Origin of the sequence: Hyphomonas sp. BRH_c22 (genome assembly GCF_000961795.1) — a bacterium.
Classification (GTDB): domain Bacteria; phylum Pseudomonadota; class Alphaproteobacteria; order Caulobacterales; family Hyphomonadaceae; genus Hyphomonas.
Window position 1 is genome coordinate 25,785 of record NZ_LADU01000114.1, and the last position, 14,819, is coordinate 40,603.

Genomic DNA, 14,819 nt, shown 5'->3' on the forward strand with positions numbered 1-14,819 from the left:
CGACTCGGGCCACTGCGCAGCATTAACAGAAACGGCGGTTTGGTTAAGGAATGGGTAAAACGCAAGCAAATGACTGAGTTTCGGGCCTGGCTCCTCCTTCTCGGCGTACCCGTGCTTGTGGTCGCCCTGCTCCTGTGGGTGGCGCCGCCGCGGCACAACCCGTTCGCGCCCATCGACCTGACAGACCGGATCGGCTTCGGCACCAAGGCCAAGCTGGAGCGCGCCCGTGACCAGCGGGACGTCTGTTTCGCGGCCCTCGATTCGGCATCCATCCTCTACACCCCGCTCGAAGACGACCCCAAAGGCCAGAAATGCAGCCTGCGGGGCGCCCTCACCCTCGACCGCACCCTCACCCCCTATTCCGCCACACTCAGCATGACCTGCGCCCAGACGGCCGCCCTCTACACCTGGGAACGCCATGTCGCCCGCCCGGCAGCAGTGGAAATCTTCGGCTCACCCCTCGCCCGGATCGAAACCTATGGCAGCTTCTCCTGTCGCAACATCGCCGGCAGCGGCCGCCTCTCCGAACATGCCCACGCCAATGCCGTCGACATTTCCGGCTTCCGCCTTGAGGATGGCCGCCTGATCGACGTGAAAACCCACTGGAAACAAGGCGGAAAGGAGGCGAAATTCCTCAAGCGCGTGCACGAAGGCGGCTGCGATATCTTCTCCGTCACCCTCGGCCCCGACTATAATGCCGCCCACGCGGACCATTTCCACTTCGACATGGGCAATGGCGGCATCTGCCGCTAAGGCACCTGCCGCAAGGACTCCCCTTCTGCACCCGGCAATCTTCGCTACACTGCTGAAAAACAAGAAGATCAGGGAGTTTCAAATGACCCATGCCATGCTTCTGCCCGTTGCCGTCCTTGCGGCCTGGTCACTGGTGATGTGGATATGGATGCTCAAGACGCGTGTCCCGGCGATGCAAAAGGCGCAGATGCACCCTGAAAAGGCCAAGCATACGCGCAGCGACGCCTTCAACGCCCTGCCCTCGGAAGTCCGCCAGATTTCGGACAACTACAACCATCTCATGGAACAGCCGACCATTTTCTATGCCTTGGCTCTGGCCCTCGCGCTCAGCGGATCTGCAGGCTTGGTTGATGTCGGCTTTGCGTGGGCGTACGTCGCCATCCGCATCGTACACTCGATCTGGCAGGCCACCGCCAACAAGGTCATGATCCGATTCTACATGTTCATCGCATCGACACTGATGCTCTTCCCGCTAGCAGGACGGGCGATCTACATCCTTGCGACAAGCTGAAAACAAGAATGATTCCAAAGGGAAGCACCTCATGAAACTCTACACATCCATCGGCCCCAACCCGCATGTCGTGCGCATGTTCATGGCCGAACGCGGCATCACCCTGCCCACGCAGGACGTCGACATCGTCAAGGGCGCGAATCTCGGCGAGCCCTATCTCTCGGTCAATCCGGCCGCCCAGTCGCCCGCGCTGGAACTCGACGATGGCAGCATCATCACCGAGATCTGGCCGATCTGCGAATATCTCGACGAGACCCATACCGGCGACAGCCTGTTCGGCGCGACGCCCGAGAAACGCGCCCAGACGCGCCGCTGGACGCGCTGGACAGACCTCAACGTGCTGGAACCGATGACCAATGGCTTCCGCTTTGCCGAGGGCCTCGCCATGTTCAAGGACCGCACACGCTGCCTGCCAGACGCCGCCCCCGGCCTGAAGGCCCGCGCGCAGGACAAGCTTGCCTTCCTCGACGGCCAGCTCGCCACCCGCGACCATATTGCCGGGGATGTCTTCAGTTTCGCCGACATCATGCTGTTCTGCTTCCAGGCCTTCGGCAACCAGATCGGCCAGCCGCTGAACCCGGAATTGAAGAACCTCACCGCCTGGTTCGAGCGCGTCGGCGCCCGCCCCAGCGCCAGCGTCTAGCCTCGCTTCAGCAGCCGCGCCACCAGCTGCGCCCTTTGCGCAGGCACGGCGCGGTTCATGCCGTTGAACACGCGCGTTTCGATGAAATGCCCCGTCAGGGCAAGGCCGTCGGCAATGTCGGTCACGCCCACCGGCGCCTCGGACGACACAAGAAAGCCCGGCAGGCGCAGAAGCCGGCTGACATAGTCTTCGGCCTCCGATCCGCGCACGGCACGCCCTGTCTTGGGTGACACATGGGTCAGCCCGTCATTCGCGCCGCTCAGGGCACAGGCCTCGAGATCAAGCCCGAAGCCGAGCGACGACAAAAGCCCGAGTTCCCAGCGGACATATAAAGCAGGCCAGACGTCCTGCGCCTCGATCTGGTCGAGCAGTAACGTCGTCGCCTCATAGAGCGCCGAACCCGCCGCATCGCCCTCGTCCAGCGCGCCGCGCAGCAATGTGGTCACCGCCGAAATCGCCGCCAAGGCCCCGGCATCATCCAGCACGCGCGCGGCCCTCTCGCGGCTCGCCTCGGCCACATCGAACCGGCCGAGCTGTTCCTCGAGCCGCCCGGTCCATGACAGGGACAGCGTATTTCCCGCCTCATACTGGCCGCGCCGCGCGCGCGATGCGCCGCCATAGACCAGGCCGGACCGCCGCCCCCGCGTCTTGGTCAGCACATCAAGGATCAGCCCGCCCTCACCAAACCGGCGTCCGCCAAGGATCAGTCCGTCATCGGTCCAGTTCATGCTGAAGCCCTCTCTCCCTCTGGGAGTGGGGGTTGATGGTGAGGGGTCACAGGCTTGCCCATTGGTATCTGGTTGCGGAGGCGAGTGGCATCATTCAGGTAATCCATCAAATCATGCTCCCGGGGACAACGCGGCGTCCCCTCACCCCAACCCCTCTCCCCAGAGGGAGGGGCTTCTAGACATCAAACTCCAGGCCGATGCCGGAATAACTGTCCCGCCGCTCCTGCCATTTTTCGTCCACTTTCACGAACAGGAATAGGTGCACGGGCCGGTCCAGCATCTCCGTCAGTTCCTTGCGCGCCATCCGCCCGATTTCCTTGATCGAGGCGCCATTCTTGCCCAGCACCATGGCCTTGTGGCCCTCCCGTCCGACCACGATCACCTGCTGCACACGGACAGATCCGTCCTTCCTCTCTTCCCAGCTCTCGGTCTCGACCATCAGCTGGTAGGGCAGTTCCTGGTGCATGCGCAGCAGCAGCTTCTCGCGCGTCACCTCCGCCGCCAGCAGGCGCATCGGCAGGTCGGCCGTCTGGTCCGGCGGATAGAGCGCCGTACCCGCAGGCATCCGCTCCGCGAGCGCAGCGGCCAGCCGGTCGACACCGTCACCGTTCTCGGCCGAGATCATGAAGATCTCGTCATAGACGCCGGTGTCGCTCAGCTCCGCCATGACAGGCAGTACCTGGTCATGCGGGAACAGGTCGATCTTGTTGAGGGCGAGGAAAGCGCGCTTTTCGGTCAGTTTCAGCTGGTCGATCACGCGGCGGTCATCGGCAATCGACATTTTCTGTGCGCCAGTGGCGTTGCCTGCCCGGTCAGCCACCCAGGCCGAACTGTCGATCAGGTGCACGATGGCATCGGCGTCCGCCGCGCCGCTCCAGGCCGCCTTGACCATGGCCCGGTCGAGCCGGCGCTTGGCCACGAAGATGCCGGGCGTATCGACCAGTACGATCTGCGCGTCGCCCACCTGCGCCACGCCGCGCACGGGAAAGCGCGTCGTCTGCACCTTGTGCGTGACGATCGCTACCTTGGCCCCGACAAGGCGGTTGGTCAGCGTGGACTTGCCCGCATTCGGCGCGCCGATAATGGCGGCAAAGCCAGCGCGGTTGATTTCGGTTTCAGTCATGGTGTTCCAGTCAGGCTGTCCAGCAGCAGGGCGGCTGCATTTCGCTCGGCGTCGCGTTTCGAAGAACCCTTCGCCTTGGCCGCCCCATGGGGCGGTACTTGCACTTCTATCTCGTAAACCGGCTCATGGTCAGGGCCGGACCGCTCAATCACATTGTATTTCGGCAGCGGCAGGCCCTGGCCCTGGGCCCATTCCTGCAGCAGAGTCTTCGGGTCACGGGTTTCGGCAGGCGCCGACGAGAACTGGTGCGTCCAGCCCGCTTCGACGAACTTGCGCGCTGCCGACAGGCCGCCATCCTGATAGATCGCACCGATCAGCGCTTCGCAGGCATCGCCCAGCGTGGACTCGCGATCGCGGCCTCCAGACGCCACTTCGCCGTCAGACAGTATGATGTGTTCCTGAAGGCCGAAATGCCGGAAGGCCTCCGCGCAGGCGCCCTTCTTCACGAACCGGTTGAGGCGCGGGGCCAGCTCGCCTTCACTCTCGGTCTTGCGCCGCTCGATCAGGCGCTCGGCAATCAGGAGGTTCAGCACGCGGTCGCCGAGGAATTCGAGCCTCTGGTTCGACAGGCGAACGGAATCGGCTGCCGCCACCGCGCTCGGATGGGTGAACGCCTGCACGAGCAGGCTCCTGTCCTTGAAATGATGGCCAATGCGCTCCTGGATCGCCTTGACCTGCGCATCGGCAAGGCCCGGCACGTTGGCCTTGGCTGCGGCGCGCAGGCGCGTACGCTTCGGACGGGCAGGCTTCATGGCTTCACCGGCAGCGCTTCGATGATAACCTGCGCCTCCGCCCACGGATGATCGTCCGTGATCGTCAGATGAATAACCGCCTCATGCCCTTCGGGAATCATTTTCGCCAGTCGCTCGGCCGCGCCGCCGGTCAGCGTCAGCGTCGGCCGGCCCGAGGGCAGGTTCACAACGCCCAGGTCTTTCCAGTGCACGCCGTGGCGCGGAACGCCCGTGCCAAGCGCCTTGGCGCAGGCCTCTTTGGCCGCAAACCGCTTGGCATAGGTCTCGGCCGTCAGGCGGCGGCGCCGCGCCAGGGCAATCTCGGTCTCGGTAAAGACGCGGTTTTCAAACCGCTCGCCAAACTTGGCCAGCGTCTTCGCGATCCGGTCAATATTGCAGAGGTCATTGCCGATGCCGATAATCATGCCCGGGCCTCATCCATCAGGCGGCGCATCTCGGCAATCGCCGCCGGCAGCCCGATAAAGATCGCCTCGCCCACAAGGAAGTGCCCAATATTGAGTTCGGTAATCTGCGCGATCGCTGCCACCGGCTTGACCGTATCAAAGGTCAGCCCGTGCCCCGCCTGCGGCTCGATCCCGATACGGACGGCCTCTTCGGCGCAGGTACGGATCCGGTCCAGTTCCAGCTCGGCCAGTTTCACCTCGCCCGACTGGATGAATTCGACATACCGCCCCGTATGGAACTCGCAAATCTGCACGCCCAGCGCCTGCGCCGCATGCAGCTGCACCATGTCGGGCTCGATAAAAAAGGACACGCGGCTGCCATTCTTGTTCAGCTGACGAACGAAATGCGCCAGATGGTTGTGCGCCCGCGCCGCATCAAGCCCGCCCTCGGTTGTCAGTTCGGCGCGCTCTTCCGGCACGAACATCGCCGTTTCCGGCTTGAACTTCAGTGCAATGTCGAGCATTTCCTCGGTCGCCGCCATTTCCATGTTGATCGGCAGCTGCGTCGCTGTGCGTATTTCCACAAGGTCGCCATCGCGGATATGCCGGCGGTCCTCGCGCAGGTGCAGCGTAATGCCATCAGCGCCCGCCTCCGTCGCCATCAGCGCCGCGCGCATGGGATCAGGGTGCGTCCCGCCGCGCGCATTGCGGATCGTTGCCACATGATCGATGTTGACGCCGAGGCGTATTCGCCCTGCCATCAGGCAAGGCCCCGCGAGCCCGGCTTTACGGCCTCCATCGCGGCCAGCTCAGGCGGCAGGTCATTGGCGTCATAGTCAGGAAAATCCACCGCCGCGAGCGAGACCAGTTCGCACCCGACATCGGCCTTGCCGTTCGACCGGTCGATAATGCACGCCCCGCCGACCACCTCGCCGGGCAGCCTGTCCAGCGCCTCCACGGTTTCCCGGAAGGACAGGCCCGTCGTCACGATATCTTCCGCGATCAGCACCTTCTCGCCTTCGGCAATCGCGAAACCGCGCCGGAATTGCAGCTTGCCATCCACGCGCTCGGCAAAGATCGCCCGCGCCTTCAGGTGCCGCGCCAGTTCATAGCCCGGAATGATCCCGCCCACGGCCGGCCCGGCCACCACGTCGATCCTGCCGAACCGCGCCGTCAGCTTTTCTGCCAGCGCCTTGCACAGCCGCTCCGACAGTTCGGGTTGCGAGAAGACCAGCGCCTTTTGCAGGAAGACCGGGCTGCGGCGCCCGGACGACAGGATGAAATGGCCCTCCAGCAAGGCTCCGGCCTCACGGAACACCGCGAGCACGTCTTCATTCGTCATCTTCGACCTCCTGATCGCGCACCGCCCGGTCCACCACGGCCAGGGATCGGAGCGCCGCGAGTATCTGCGACAGGCGCTTCAGGTCTTCAACCTCGATTTCCATCACCAGTTCGGTGAAATCGGCATGGCGCTCTTGCGTCGCGATGCGCGTGATATTGCCATTCGCCTGCGCCACGGCGGCGCACAGCTTGGCCAGGACGCCTTTTTCGTTCGACGCATTGACGCGGATCCGCCCCACGGCCACTGCGCCGGTCTTGGCGAGTTCCGTCCATTTCAGATCGACCCATAGCTCGGGATGGTCGTCATATTCGGCCAGTTTCGGGCAGCTCGCGACATGCACGACAAGGCCCTTGTCGGGCTCCTGCACGCCCATGATCCGGTCCCCCGGCAACGGGCAGCAGCACTGGCCCAGATGCAGCGTCACGCCGGGCATCAGGTCTTCCCCCGACACCAGCAGCCGCGCATGCTCATTGTCCAGTCGCAGCTTGTTCTCGTCGTCAAAGCGTTCGACGCGATAGCCGGGGAAGGCCGCTTCCATGATGTCCGCTGACGAGATCCGGCCACGCCCGACCGCCTCGGCCATTTCCTCGCGGGTCTGGAACCCGGCAAGCTGCGCCGTATGGGTCATCTTCACGTCGATCGGATCTATCCCCGCGCGCCGCAGCGCCATGTTGATCAAGCCTTCGCCAAGGCGCCGGAACTGCATCTGGTCACGCTCGCGCACAAGGCGGCGGATGGCAGAGCGCGCCCGCCCGGTGATCGTCATGGCTTCCCAGCCGACAACCGGCGCCGCCACCTTGCCGCGCAGGATATCCACCACGTCACCATTCTTCAGTGGGCGGCGCAGTGACTTCACCTCGCCATTTATCCGTGCACCAATCGCCGTATCCCCCACCGCCGAGTGAACGGCATAGGCAAAGTCCAGCGGCATGGCGCCTGCCGGCAGGATGATCAGCTTGCCCTTCGGGCTGAACGCGAACACATGCTCGCGGTACATTTCCAGCTTGGCATGTTCGAGAAACTCGCTTGCGTCGGCCCCGTCCTGGATCAGCTCGGCAAATGCTTCCAGGTTGGCGGCCGGGTCAAGGCCCGCCGCACGGGCGGACTCTGCATCAAAGCCATAGGACTTGTTCTTGTAGCCCCAGTGGGCCGCAACGCCGAACTCGGCAGTCTTGTCCATCGCTTCGGTGCGGATCTGCAGCTCCACGCGGCGATTGCCCGAGGCGCGCACCGTCGTGTGCAGCGAAGCATAGCCATTCGGCTTGGGCACCGAGATATAGTCGCGGAACCGGTCCGGAATGCAGGCCCACAGCGTGTGAACCTCGCCCAGCACGCGGTAGCAATCGTCGACATCCTTCACCACGATACGGAACGCAAACAGGTCAGCCACGTCGCGGAACGAAATCGACTTGCGCTCCAGCTTGCGCCACAGCGAATAGGGCTGCTTCCGGCGTCCCTTGATCTTGGCCTGGATGCCCGAAATGTCCATGAGTTGTTGCAGATCGCTCTCGATACGCCCGAGATCGTCGGCATTCTCGCGTTCCAGTTCTTCCTGGCGGTAGAGGATCGCACGCCGCGCTTCGGGATTGAGTTCCTCGAAGGCAAGGTCTTCCATTTCGGCGGCAAGCGAGTAGAGGCCCACACGACGCGCCAGCGGGGCATAAATGTCCATCGTTTCGCGCGCTGTGCGGTCGCGGCTCTCGGCCTTCTTGCGATGCTTGAGGGTGCGCATGTTGTGCAAACGGTCCGCCAGCTTCACCAGCAGCACGCGCAGGTCGCTCGTCGTGGCCAGGATGAATTTCTGGAAGTTCTCGGCCTGCGCCGATTCCTTGGACGAATATTCCAGCGCGTCCAGCTTGGTGACACCGTCGACCAGTTCGGCCACATCCGCGCCAAAGCGCACTTCGATGTCGCCAATGTCGATGCCGGTGTCTTCCACCACATCGTGCAGTAGGCCGGCCACGATGGTCACCTCGTCGAGGCGCACGTCGGCGAGCAGGCTGGCCACTTCCACGGGGTGGGAATAATAGGCATCGCCGGAATCGCGCGTCTGCGAGCCGTGATGCAGCTTGGCGAAATCATAGGCCGCGCCCAGCAGTTCGGATTTGACGCGGGGGTGATAGGCCCGCACTTTCGCGATCAGCTCTTCGCGTAACAGCACGTGGCGGTGCTCAGCCTGATTTTCAGTCGAAACTTCCGTGCCAGCCACCTCGCCAGCCCCTTTGTCCTTCGCGGAAAGGGCGCTGCCGTCCATGGAGCCTCCTAGAGCCGGTCGTCGCGTCCGGACTCGATTTCAGCCTGATAGGCGCGCATTACGTCGTCTTCGGTGGCTGCCGGGCCAGACATCAGGGCGATGCGATCGGCTTCGCGTTCGCTTTCCTCGCTCGGACGCACTTCCTGCAGGTTGGAGATCATCGCTTCCTTGACCAGCTTCAGGTCAACCGACTCTTCCGCAATCTCGCGCAGCGACACGACCGGATCCTTGTCATTGTCCCGATCCACCGTGAGGGGCGAGCCTTCGCGGATCATGCGTGCGCGGTGCGCGGCGAGCAGGACAAGCTCGAAACGGTTTGGCACTTTCTGGATGCAGTCTTCGACGGTCACTCGGGCCATGGGCAGTCAATCTCCTTGAAGCCGACCCTTATATGCAGTGCAGCAAGCTGGCGCAACCCGGCTATTGCGCCTGAAACGCAGCCTGAGTATGCCAGTCATATAAGAAATTTCGGCGTTTTATTAGCCGCAAGCCTAAATCATCGGAGGAATAATGCCAATGGCCTTTTACAAGGACGAGCGCATTGCACTGTTTATTGACGGGGCGAACCTGTATTCAGCCGCCCGCGCCGTGGGCCTGGAGATCGATTTCCGCAAGCTTTTGAAGGAATTCCAGGGCAAGGGCCGCCTGCTCAGGGCCAATTACTACACCGCCCTGGTCGAAACCGACGAATACAGCCCGATCCGGCCCCTCGTCGACTGGCTGGCCTATAATGGCTACACAGTCATCAAGAAGCCCGCGCGGGAGTTCACCGACCGCGAAGGCCGCAAACGCGTTCGCGGCAGCATGGATGTCGAACTGGCCGTCGACATGCTCGAAACCGCCCGCAATATCGATCACATCGTCCTGTTCAGCGGAAACGGTGATTTCCGCCGCGCTGTCGAGGCGGTGAAGGCGCGCGGCGTGCGTGTGTCTGTCGTTTCCACAGTTGCCTCCAATCCGCCGATGATCTCGGACGACCTGCGCCGCGAAGCCGACAATTTCATCGACCTGGAAGACCTCGGCGAACTCGTCGCCCGCCCCCGGCAGGGATTTTCCGGCGATGAACAGGGCGACGACGAGGACTGATCCCCACGCCCGAAGGCTCATCCGGAGCGAAGCCTGTCCCTGCGCAGGCAGGGATCGAAGGACGAGCCGGGCGAATCCCGCCCTCCCCGCGTCCGTCTCCACCACGATAGCCCAAGGCGCACAGCAGATCCCGCCCCGCTTGTCCCACAGGCCCCCGGCCGGGCGTATAATGGCCGGGCCGCGCGGGTGCCCGCCTGCGCGGTCACCTGTAACTGGCGCGGGATGAAGGGCAGAAGGTGCGCACCTTCCAACCTTTCAGACCAACAGACTGAAAACGCGTGCCCGGAGCTTTCCTCCCGCGCACTTTTTCCCGAGGAAACCGGATGGCTCCCGCCAGTCCGGCTTTTCCTGCTGCGCCTAACCCGCCTTGATGCCGAGTGCAAGCCTGTCGGCCTCACCCATGAGGCGCGCCCGGACCTGTTCAGAATCTGCGCCGAAATAGGCATCTGAAACCATGTTCAGGCCATTGAGAAAATCGGTCGCGACGCGAGTCATGTCTGCCGGACTGGCAGTATCGCCAGGGTCACGTGATGCCAGCGCCGTCAGCCCAGCCAGCACGATCCGCTCATGAACGGCCGGTGGCCAGGCATCCTTGTTCGCGATCAGGTACTGGCTGCAGAAGTCTGCAAACGCCGTCTGGCTGAACAGCCACTTCTCGTTCACCTCCCAGAAATAGTCCGCCGTATGGACCAGTTCCGGATCGGCGCCGCGCGGCACCACGGCCGCGGCAACCCGCTCCAGCCATTTTGCCCGCGATGCCGACGGAATGGACGCCGTGATGATGTGCGCGACGGCATAGACCGGCACATCGTCCAGCTGCTCGGGCGTATGGTCGGCGAGATACTGATCGAAGGCGGGCTGCGAATGGGCTTTCGTCACGATATGCGACATCACTGTCTGCATACCGGCCGCATCAGGGCCCGGCTGCGAAGGTGACGCGGACGCCGGCGCATTGGCAGCGCCCTGTCCGGTTCCCCGTTTCCTGACGGAATTATAGATGATCACAACTGCAACAAGTACCGCGGCAGCGATTGCGGCGACCACGCCAAAGCCAGGATTTTCCATGCCTGTTCTCCTCTTTCAACCACCTTCGGCAGCTAACGGAGGAATCTTAACATAGGAAAAACCTATCGGCCCGAACGCGGCCTGATATAAACCACGCCCGGCTTGCGCCACGCCTGCACCACGGTCAGCAGTCCCCACACCCAGTCCGCGACCAGCACAAGGAAGCCGATCCCGCTGAACGGGATAAGGAGCACGCCAATGGGCAGCAGGACGAGCTGTATGATTGCCGTGCCGAAGCGTCCCACGAAAAACGTGCCGACGCCCGGGATCAGGAAATTCAGGATGAACGCAATGAACTTGAACGTGCCCTTGGTCGCGCCCACTGCGACACGACCTGCCACCTGGCCAACACCTGGACGCTGCGCAATCAACTGGTCTCTCTCATATTCGCTTGTTGGATAATCACTCATAAAGCCCATGTGGCCCCGTTAACCCAGTCCTTCAATGCCTGCGCGAGATGAAATCACCGCGCGGGCACATGTGCCGCAATCAGCTGCGGCCCCTCCGCCGCAAAGGCCCGCGCCAGCGCCGCGTCAAAGGCCTCCGCCGTGTCCACCGCCACCGCCGGCACACCCATGCTTTGCGACAGGGCCACCCAGTCGATTTCCGGCTGGTCGAGTTCCAGCATGCTCTTCGCCGTGGGGCCCGGATTGCCGGCGCCCGTGCGCGCCAGCTCGATATTCAGGATACGGTAGGAATGGTTGACGAACACGACCGTCACCACATTGGCCCCCTCCCGCGCCATGCTCCACAGCGCCTGGTTGGTGTACATGGCCGCGCCGTCCCCGGTCAGGCACAGCACTTTCCTCTCCTTCGCCGCCAGCGCCGCCCCCAGCGCCAGCGGCATGCCCTGCCCGATGGCACCGCCCGTCAGCATCATCCAGTCATGCGGCCTGGCCTTCTGCGTCATCAGGAAGGCGGGCAGTCCGTTCGACACGCCATCATCCGACACGAAACTCCCCTCCGGCAGGTGGCGCGCAATCGACGCGCCCACACTTGCCGCATTCAGCGCCCCGGCTGGCGTGCCCGGCTGCTCCAGCGCGGCAAACGGCGCCGCCTCCTTTGCGCCCAGCCCGTCAGCCAGCGCGCCAAGGATGGCTGCGCTGTCGCTTTCCGGTCCGCCCACAATCATCGTGGCGCACCCTTCCGGCACCAGCACGCTCGGCTTGCCCGGATAGGCAAAGAAGGCCACCGGCACCTGCGTGCCCGCCACCAGCATCAGGTCACAGCCTTCAAGGTCGGCCATCGCGCCCTCGGCAAAATACTGCATCCGGTCGGGAATGAACCGCCCCGCCCCGCGCGCCTGGCGCGGGAAGAACGTGTCGGTCATCACGCGCACACCGGCCGCCTTCAGCCGCGCGGCAATCGCAAGTCCGCCTTCCGTCAGCGCCGTGCCGCTGATCAGCACCATCGGCTTCTTCGCGGCCCTGATCGCCGCCACCGCCGCATCGACCCGCTGGGCATCCGGCTTGCGCAGCATCGGCCGCGCGCGTTTCGTCCCTGGCTTGCCGCCTTCCAGCCAGGCCGTGTCCGCCGGCAGGATCAGCGCCGCAGGCCCGGTAACCGGCGACAGGCTCGCCTCCCACGCCTCAGCGGCCAGCTCGCCCGCCGTTTCCGCCCGGTCAGCCGATTTGATCCACACCGAATTTGGCCCCGCCATGCCCCTTATGTCGGACGCAAGCGGCGCATCGTAACGCTGGTGGGGCACCGCATGGTCGCCGATCACGTTGACCATGGGCGTCCAGGCCCGGCGCGCATTGTGGATGTTCGCCCCAGCGTTCAGGTAACCCGCGCCAAGGTGCAGCAGCGTCATCGCCGGTCCGCCCGCCACACGTGCAAACCCGTCCGCCGCCCCCGTCGCCACGCCTTCGAACAGGCACAGGACGGAATGGATCCGCGGCTCATGGTCCAGCGCCGTCACGAGATGCATCTCGGACGTGCCGGGATTGGCGAAACACGCCGAGACGCCATGATCAGCCAGGGTCGAGACCAGGGCTTCCGCGCCCGTCATGTTACGTTCAGCCGAATTGCGCATTATTGTCCTGCCCTTTATTGTTTCAGCGCTTGTCTAGCGCGTTCGCCCAGAGGGTCAAAGCGGGACGGATCGCAAAGGCCGTGGCAGACGTGGTGTTCTTGGCGGCAACTTTGCGATCCGTCCCTCAGCCAGAGGGGATCTGGCTGAAGCCGCCGGGATGGACGGGCGACTCCAGAGTCAGTCTAGGAAAAGGTAAACAGAATTGCGACGCCCGAATCGCAAAAAATGAGACAAGAGTCACAAATTTTCGGGATTAATCGCCAATAGATACTACAGGATCAGATACAGAACCCCCATAAAGCATCTCAACCTGATCTCTTCTCAGGTCCAGCGTGCGCCCCTGGTTCATGTAGCCCTTTTCGGTGATTTCGCCCGCGTCCGCCTGGGGCGCTGTTTCCTGCAGCAGAATCCTGGCGATTCGCGCCGATGGCTTCGGATTGGCCGCATTGTGCTTCTGCAGGCCCGCCTTCACGGCCGCGATGACTTTCGGATGCCGTGACAATTCGGCCATCGGCAGGGCCTCACCGACAAGGCGCTGGCACCAGGCCTCGTTGAGAAAACCGAGCAGGCAGATTTCGTCCCGGTTGAGGCCGCAGACGACCGCATCGGACAAGGCGCCCCCCGTCGCCGCCACCGCCTGCACCCGCACCGTGCCCGCCGACACCCAGGTCCCGCTCGCCAGCTTGAATTCCTCGGCAGTGCGCCCGTCGAACGCGAGGCCCTTTTCGGGATGTTCTGGATCGACGAACCGCACTGCATCGCCCAGCCGGTAATAGCCTTCCTCATCGAACGCCGCAGCGGTCTGCGCCGGATTGCGGTAATAGCCAGGCGTCACGTTCACGCCCTTTACGCGCAGCTCCAGCTTCCCGGCATTCGGCACCAGTTTGAATGTATTGCCCGGCAGCGGCAGCCCAATCAGGCCCATCACATCATTCGGCCAGTGAACGTTCGAGGCCGTCGGCGACGTCTCGGTCGCGCCATACCCGGCTGACAGCGAGATCCGCTCGCCGGTCACCCGCACGGCCACCGCCTGGATACGCTCATAGATATCCTGCCCCATTGCGGCGCCGCCATAGGCCATGCAGATCAGGCGTTTGAAGAAGGCCTCGGCGAGGGCGTCATCCCGTTCCAGTTCCGTCGCAAGGGCCGCCCAGGCGGCCGGAACGGTCGTGTGCTGCGTCGTGGAAATTTCCTTCAGGTTCCGGATCATTTCCGGCAGGCGGGCCGGCGTCGGCGCGCCCTGGTCAAGATACAGCGTGCCGCCCCAGTCCAGCATGTTGTGCAGGATGGAATGCGCGCCATAGGTGTGGCTCCACGGCAGGAAATTGCACATCACCTGCGGCCCGCCGGTGATCTCGTCGAGGCGCGCCTCGTCCCAGACCGACCGGATCATCTTCGCATTGGACGCCACCATGCCGTGCAGGTTGATCACGGCCTTCGGCTCGCCTGTCGAACCGGACGTCAGCATGTATTTCGCCACCGTCTCCGGCGTCAGCGCCGCATAGGCCGCATCGACAGCTTCGGTCGGCTCCCTGGCAAAGCGGCCGATATTGGCGCAGTCGCAGCCTTTCGGCTCATGCCGGCTGTACAGCACCAGCCGGTTGCCCACGCCCATGCCGTCCAGTCCGCGCTGATACTCGGCGCCATCCTCGACATAGATGAATTTCGGCTCGGTCAGCTGGTCGATATATTTCAGGCGCGCGAAGTCCTGGCTCAGCAGCGCATAGGCCGGTGTCACCGGCACGACCGGGCTGCCCGCCCACATCGCGGCATACATGACCAGCGCATGGTCAATGGCATTCGACGACAGGATCATTACCGGCGCGTCCGGCCCCGCGCCCGCATCGATAAAGCCCTGCGCCAGCCGCCGCACGCGCTCCAGCCCCTCGGCATAGGTCATCTCCCGCCAGCCTTCGGATGCCGGGTCTTCCGGCACCCGCTCGGCCAGCCAGACGCGGCCTGGTGCCTCGGCCGCCCACTTCACCAATGGCGCCAGCATGTGCGGCGGGCAGGGCTTCAGGGGATGCCCGTTATTCAGGTAAATTGTCCCGTCTGCGCGGCGGTCGACGTTCAGCCTGAGCGGAAGATAAGGCACTTCGCGGAACGGGATATGAGCTGTATCGGCCACGCGGGGCCCCCCTGTC

16 protein-coding genes are annotated in these 14,819 nt (G+C 63.8%); 4 read left to right on the forward strand and 12 right to left on the reverse strand.

Translation table 11 applies throughout. From position 1 onward, the window contains the following. Positions 1-69: 69 nt before the first annotated feature. The 3 genes from VR74_RS15620 (at position 70) to VR74_RS15630 (ending at position 1,907) form a co-directional block, all read left to right on the forward strand. Entirely contained in the window at positions 70-753 is a 684-nt protein-coding gene (locus VR74_RS15620; protein WP_045694248.1) for an extensin family protein, read from the forward strand. Positions 754-835: 82 nt separating this feature from the next. Beyond that, on the forward strand, positions 836-1,264 hold the full coding sequence (locus VR74_RS15625; RefSeq protein WP_045694250.1) for an MAPEG family protein: 429 nt from the start codon (positions 836-838) through the stop codon (positions 1,262-1,264). A 31-nt stretch (positions 1,265-1,295) separates the two neighbouring features. Next, complete coding sequence (locus tag VR74_RS15630; RefSeq protein ID WP_045694251.1) at positions 1,296-1,907, forward strand: glutathione S-transferase family protein; 612 nt, start codon at positions 1,296-1,298, stop codon at positions 1,905-1,907. Here the strand turns inward: VR74_RS15630 and recO are convergent. From recO to rpoZ, 8 genes are all read right to left on the reverse strand, one after another. Further along, positions 1,904-2,635: a DNA repair protein RecO gene (gene recO / locus VR74_RS15635; protein WP_045694253.1), complete on the reverse strand. Its 732-nt coding sequence runs from the start codon at positions 2,633-2,635 to the stop codon at positions 1,904-1,906. The two genes, VR74_RS15630 and recO, sit on opposite strands and share 4 nt — an antisense overlap. A gap of 175 nt (positions 2,636-2,810) precedes the next feature. After that, positions 2,811-3,758, reverse strand: a complete 948-nt coding sequence (era, locus tag VR74_RS15640) for a GTPase Era (protein WP_045694255.1) — start codon at positions 3,756-3,758, stop codon at positions 2,811-2,813. After that, on the reverse strand, positions 3,755-4,510 hold the full coding sequence (gene rnc, locus VR74_RS15645) for a ribonuclease III (protein WP_299949436.1): 756 nt from the start codon (positions 4,508-4,510) through the stop codon (positions 3,755-3,757). The genes era and rnc overlap by 4 nt, the downstream gene beginning before the upstream one ends. After that, positions 4,507-4,914 carry a holo-ACP synthase gene (gene acpS / locus VR74_RS15650; protein ID WP_045694256.1) on the reverse strand — a complete coding sequence of 136 codons (408 nt, stop codon included), beginning with the start codon at positions 4,912-4,914 and terminating at the stop codon, positions 4,507-4,509. The genes rnc and acpS overlap by 4 nt, the downstream gene beginning before the upstream one ends. Beyond that, positions 4,911-5,654 (reverse strand): pyridoxine 5'-phosphate synthase, encoded by a 744-nt coding sequence (locus VR74_RS15655; protein WP_045694257.1) that lies wholly within the window; start codon positions 5,652-5,654, stop codon positions 4,911-4,913. Before VR74_RS15655 ends, acpS begins: the two co-directional genes overlap by 4 nt. Further along, a complete protein-coding gene (pyrE, locus tag VR74_RS15660) occupies positions 5,654-6,235 on the reverse strand; it encodes an orotate phosphoribosyltransferase (protein ID WP_045694259.1) in 582 nt (193 codons plus the stop codon). The genes VR74_RS15655 and pyrE overlap by 1 nt, the downstream gene beginning before the upstream one ends. Beyond that, entirely contained in the window at positions 6,225-8,489 is a 2,265-nt protein-coding gene (locus tag VR74_RS15665; protein ID WP_299949437.1) for a bifunctional (p)ppGpp synthetase/guanosine-3',5'-bis(diphosphate) 3'-pyrophosphohydrolase, read from the reverse strand. The genes pyrE and VR74_RS15665 overlap by 11 nt, the downstream gene beginning before the upstream one ends. 8 nt (positions 8,490-8,497) lie before the next feature. Further along, on the reverse strand, positions 8,498-8,848 hold the full coding sequence (gene rpoZ, locus VR74_RS15670) for a DNA-directed RNA polymerase subunit omega (protein ID WP_045694261.1): 351 nt from the start codon (positions 8,846-8,848) through the stop codon (positions 8,498-8,500). Positions 8,849-9,005: 157 nt separating this feature from the next. Here rpoZ and VR74_RS15675 point away from each other — a divergent pair, with 157 nt between their 5' ends. After that, a complete protein-coding gene (locus VR74_RS15675; RefSeq protein WP_045694263.1) occupies positions 9,006-9,575 on the forward strand; it encodes an NYN domain-containing protein in 570 nt (189 codons plus the stop codon). Positions 9,576-9,932: 357 nt separating this feature from the next. Here the strand turns inward: VR74_RS15675 and VR74_RS15680 are convergent, their stop codons facing one another. The 4 genes from VR74_RS15680 to VR74_RS15700 form a co-directional block, all read right to left on the reverse strand. Next, positions 9,933-10,640, reverse strand: a complete 708-nt coding sequence (locus tag VR74_RS15680) for a hypothetical protein (protein ID WP_045694265.1) — start codon at positions 10,638-10,640, stop codon at positions 9,933-9,935. Between the two features lie 62 nt (positions 10,641-10,702). Continuing rightward, entirely contained in the window at positions 10,703-11,050 is a 348-nt protein-coding gene (locus VR74_RS15685) for a hypothetical protein (RefSeq protein ID WP_299949439.1), read from the reverse strand. A 53-nt stretch (positions 11,051-11,103) separates the two neighbouring features. Beyond that, a complete protein-coding gene (locus VR74_RS15690; protein ID WP_045694314.1) occupies positions 11,104-12,651 on the reverse strand; it encodes an acetolactate synthase large subunit in 1,548 nt (515 codons plus the stop codon). A 277-nt stretch (positions 12,652-12,928) separates the two neighbouring features. Then, positions 12,929-14,803 (reverse strand): feruloyl-CoA synthase, encoded by a 1,875-nt coding sequence (locus tag VR74_RS15700; RefSeq protein ID WP_045694268.1) that lies wholly within the window; start codon positions 14,801-14,803, stop codon positions 12,929-12,931. Positions 14,804-14,819 lie beyond the last annotated feature (16 nt).

Excerpts from the sequence above, each read along its gene's own strand:
- pyrE (WP_045694259.1), bottom strand. The coding sequence starts at position 6,235 with ATGACGAATGAAGACGTGCTCGCGGTGTTCCGTGAGGCCGGAGCCTTG.
- VR74_RS15620 (WP_045694248.1), top strand. The coding sequence starts at position 70 with ATGACTGAGTTTCGGGCCTGGCTCCTCCTTCTCGGCGTACCCGTGCTT.
- VR74_RS15680 (WP_045694265.1), bottom strand. The coding sequence starts at position 10,640 with ATGGAAAATCCTGGCTTTGGCGTGGTCGCCGCAATCGCTGCCGCGGTA.
- VR74_RS15690 (WP_045694314.1), bottom strand. The coding sequence starts at position 12,651 with ATGACGGGCGCGGAAGCCCTGGTCTCGACCCTGGCTGATCATGGCGTC.
- rnc (WP_299949436.1), bottom strand. The coding sequence starts at position 4,510 with ATGAAGCCTGCCCGTCCGAAGCGTACGCGCCTGCGCGCCGCAGCCAAG.
- rpoZ (WP_045694261.1), bottom strand. The coding sequence starts at position 8,848 with ATGGCCCGAGTGACCGTCGAAGACTGCATCCAGAAAGTGCCAAACCGT.
- VR74_RS15655 (WP_045694257.1), bottom strand. The coding sequence starts at position 5,654 with ATGGCAGGGCGAATACGCCTCGGCGTCAACATCGATCATGTGGCAACG.
- recO (WP_045694253.1), bottom strand. The coding sequence starts at position 2,635 with ATGAACTGGACCGATGACGGACTGATCCTTGGCGGACGCCGGTTTGGT.
- VR74_RS15630 (WP_045694251.1), top strand. The coding sequence starts at position 1,296 with ATGAAACTCTACACATCCATCGGCCCCAACCCGCATGTCGTGCGCATG.
- VR74_RS15665 (WP_299949437.1), bottom strand. The coding sequence starts at position 8,489 with ATGGACGGCAGCGCCCTTTCCGCGAAGGACAAAGGGGCTGGCGAGGTG.
- era (WP_045694255.1), bottom strand. The coding sequence starts at position 3,758 with ATGACTGAAACCGAAATCAACCGCGCTGGCTTTGCCGCCATTATCGGC.
- VR74_RS15685 (WP_299949439.1), bottom strand. The coding sequence starts at position 11,050 with ATGAGTGATTATCCAACAAGCGAATATGAGAGAGACCAGTTGATTGCG.
- acpS (WP_045694256.1), bottom strand. The coding sequence starts at position 4,914 with ATGATTATCGGCATCGGCAATGACCTCTGCAATATTGACCGGATCGCG.
- VR74_RS15625 (WP_045694250.1), top strand. The coding sequence starts at position 836 with ATGACCCATGCCATGCTTCTGCCCGTTGCCGTCCTTGCGGCCTGGTCA.
- VR74_RS15675 (WP_045694263.1), top strand. The coding sequence starts at position 9,006 with ATGGCCTTTTACAAGGACGAGCGCATTGCACTGTTTATTGACGGGGCG.